This window comes from Bacillus sp. 05T21 (assembly GCF_056396785.1).
Genome location: NZ_JBFTMD010000067.1, coordinates 1 through 3,555, shown reverse-complemented (window position 1 = coordinate 3,555; position 3,555 = coordinate 1). Strand labels below are relative to the sequence as shown.

Annotated in this window: 3 protein-coding genes and 1 pseudogene; all 4 read right to left on the bottom strand. The window is 33.1% G+C overall.

Annotated elements, in window-relative coordinates; all coding sequences use genetic code 11:
- A partial coding sequence (locus AC1DKZ_RS32530) for an HBL/NHE enterotoxin family protein (RefSeq protein WP_476997946.1) occupies window positions 1–317 on the bottom strand: 317 nt, incomplete at its 3' end.
- Between the two features lie 255 nt (window positions 318–572).
- On the bottom strand, window positions 573–1,700 hold the full coding sequence (hblA, locus tag AC1DKZ_RS32525; protein WP_476997945.1) for a hemolysin BL binding component B: 1,128 nt from the start codon (window positions 1,698–1,700) through the stop codon (window positions 573–575).
- Window positions 1,701–1,737: 37 nt separating this feature from the next.
- On the bottom strand, window positions 1,738–2,958 hold the full coding sequence (gene hblD, locus AC1DKZ_RS32520) for a hemolysin BL lytic component L1 (RefSeq protein WP_476997944.1): 1,221 nt from the start codon (window positions 2,956–2,958) through the stop codon (window positions 1,738–1,740).
- A gap of 66 nt (window positions 2,959–3,024) precedes the next feature.
- Window positions 3,025–3,555 (bottom strand): annotated as a pseudogene (locus AC1DKZ_RS32515) (hemolysin BL lytic component L2); the annotation flags it as partial.

The following is a 3,555-nucleotide window of genomic DNA, read 5'->3' as shown; positions in this document are numbered from 1 at the left end:
GCATGTGCTCTTGCATTCTTTTGATCTTGTACAATTTTACTAGGTAAATCTGCATACCCATTAATAGTAATTCCTTCAAAACTCACATCCGGATTATTAATTAATAAATAAGAATATTCATTCATAGATTTTACAAATAACCCAGCATCTTGCACAGTTTTTTTCATCTGTTCTTCATTTGCTGAAAGAGACATATCTCCATTGTTAGTTTGTTCAATTTCATTTGCAAAAGCTGCTACTGGTGTAACTGCATAAGTTGTTGTCATAGTTAAAAATGTCGATACAGCGAGTATTTTATAAGGGATTTTTTTCATCATTTTATACTTCTCCTATATAGGTTTTGATTTTTAATTCTATTCTTCTTTAAAAGCAACGTCTTTCAAATTTTTTAAAAATCTGTAATACAGCACGGTTATCTTGGTATCTGGGTACAAATTTTATAAAGACGAAGTCTTTAATGAGACTCCGCCTTTTTGATGTATAAGGAATTATTAATTGTTGCATTACTATTTAACAACGTAATCATAGATTCTCTATGTTTTAGGTGAGTTTGCAACAAAACTAATATTTTCTTATTTTTGCGGAGTAACAGGCTCCACTTTTAATTCTTTGATTCCTTCTTTTAAAGTGACCGCATCTGTGTGTAATGTTTTCCAACTGTCTTTCGCTGCATTCAAGTTAGGTTTTAAAAATTTAAATTTATTTTGATCAGCTTTTTGTGATGCAGTTTCAATATGTCCMAGTACKCCCGAATATTGAGARTCTAAATCATSCCATTGCGTGGACATATAAGTAAGRGAAKTAATAGCATYATCAAKCGCMYTATGCATWTCACTAATATTATKRWAMGCMACTCCWACTACACGATTTWATGTTAYYTTATAATCTACRKTCTGACGTAATTKTGCTAATAAAGGCTCTAACTTACCTAAATTATCTCTTGCAACACCCACTATGATACCGCCGATTATTGGTAGACCCAAAATGGCACCCTTCATTACATTAAACCCATCAGATTCTAATTGTTTATAATAGTTTACTGATCCTAAAACTTCATCTAGACGCTTTTGATCAACCTCAACATCTACACCTTGGTTTTTTAAAATCGACTGCAAGAGATCTTTATTGCTTCCAAATGCTCTAACATCTTGTCCAATAGAGTCTCTTAATTTAGTTAATTCTTCTATTAATTGTTGTGCACACTTTTGATTTTGTTGAATTTCACCTCGTAAATCTGTAATCCCTTCTTTTAAAGTATCTCCATCTCCTGTATTAATCGCATCTACCATTGTGTCATAGTAATTGTCAAATGTTGTATCGTATTCAATAATACCCGTCAATGTATCTAAAAGCTGTTTTTTCACCTTCGTATCCCATGTAACAGCATGTGCCCTTGCATTCTTTTGATCTTGTACAATTCTACTAGGTAAATCCACATATCCATTAATAGTAATTCCTTCAAAGTTCACATCTGGATTTTTAATTAACATATAAGAATAGGCATTCATAGATTTTGCAAATAACCCGGCCTTTTGCAAGGTTTCTTTCATCCTCTCTTCATTTGCTGAAAGAGCCGTATCTCCATTGTTAGTTTGTTCAATTTCACTTGCAAAAGCTGCTACTGGTGAGACTACAGAAGTTGTTGTCATAGTTAAAAGAGCCGATGCAACGATTAGTTTGTACGGGATTTTTTTCATCATTTTATATTCCTCCAATATAGGTTATGATTTTTAAATTCTATTCTTGTTTAAAAGCAATATCTTTCGAAATGAATTCTGCATCTTTATGAATATCATTCCAACTTTGTTTAGCAGCCTTTAAATCATCAGGTATTAACGAGAGTTTATGCTCTTGCATTTGGTCGATATTATCATACAAATCCGTATAATTAGCCCCCATTTTATTCCATTGTTGTTGAATATTCGTTAGAGACAGTATCGCTTGATCCACTGTCTGATACAGAAATGCCAAAGTGTCTTTCGCGTTAGTAAGCGAAATAACAGCTTGGCTAGCGAGATCAGCTTTTGTACTTAATTGTCCGATTTTGTTAGAAATTTCGTTATAGGAGTCCATATGCTTAGATGCCGTGACACCAGCTGCTGTTCCTAAACCAATTCCAGCTGCACCAAGAGCCGTAAGGCCACCAACAACAGCCGGTGTTGCTGTACCGCCAGTCACAACAATCACTACCGCTCCTGCAATAGCGCCAATAACTAAAATGACTGCTCCTAATCCACCGCCAATTGACCATGCTAATACATTGTCAAAATGTTTTTTCTGAGTAGAATGTAGCTTCTCAATTTCAGCTTGAAGTTGTGGAATTAGCGCTTGTTGACCCGCTAATAGTGCCGTTAATCCACCTTTTCCATCTGGGCCGCCTACATTATTTTTAAAATCTGTAGAATTTGTATATAGTTTTGCTTTGAAGTCCTGTAACATCTTAATTACTTCTGTAACCTCTTTTGAATTTGTATTAATTGTAGTGATTAAATCATTTATACCCTCTTTTAAGCTTGCCTTATCTTTCTTTTGTACAGTATCTACTAATGTGTCGTAATAATTTTGAAATTGTTCATCGTAATTTACAATATTACGTGCTGTTTTTTGAATCTTTGGTTTCGCTGTATCTAGCCAATAATTAGCATTGATTCGCGACAGTTCCTGATTAAGGTGAATAGTTTTGATTAATTCTCCTCCTTCTGAACCTAAATCAATATTGGATAGATTTACATTCGGTTGTTTAATCATTGTTTTTGCGTATAAATCCATTACAAGAATATGAGATCCTGTTTCAGCCAATGCTTTCTTCAGTCCTTCAGGCCCTAATGTATAATTCTCTACTTTTTGTTCTTGAGCGGTCTTTTCTTGTGCAAATGCATGAATAGTGTTACCGGTAGTAGCAGTTATAACCGTTGCCAGAGTAGCTAAAGTCAACACTTTAAATGGAAATTTTTTCATAACTATTCTCCTTCTCATTCTTTCGCTAGATTCTTATAATTTTTTTAGATTTCGAAAAACATAATATTAGAATTTATAGACCTGTTCTTCAAGGTAACTTATTACATTTTTTAATTGTCTTAATGTATCTTTTTGAGACTGCTGGTTAGTTGTATCAACATTAGTAGATAATTTTGTAATGCTATTTTTTATTAGACCCAAATCTTCCTTATAGCGCTTTAGTAGGTCAAGTTCTACATCTACTTGATATGCAAATGTATGTAAATCATTTTGCATAATAAGTAACATTGATTTTTGTAAATCTGCTATTTTTAGGTTCTTAGTTAAATCATAAAATTTTTGGTTTTGTGTCTCTAAATCTGCTAAATGTGTTCGCTGTTCTGCTGTTAGTTTATTAATTTCTGCAAAGGTACTATATGTTTTTTTAATTTTTTCAGGATCAATCACTTTCATAAGATCATACTCTTTCGTTTTTGTAACTGCAGCTGCAGCAATTTCACCTTTTTTACTTTTCTCTATCGCTTCACGTACTTCTTTTTTGGCAGCTTCAATACTTTTCTCTATCGCTTCACGTACTTCTTTTTTGGCAGCTTCAAT

Bases quoted from the DNA above. Each gene is read 5' to 3' on its own strand.
- hblD (WP_476997944.1), bottom strand. From the start codon at position 2,958: ATGAAAAAATTTCCATTTAAAGTGTTGACTTTAGCTACTCTGGCAACG.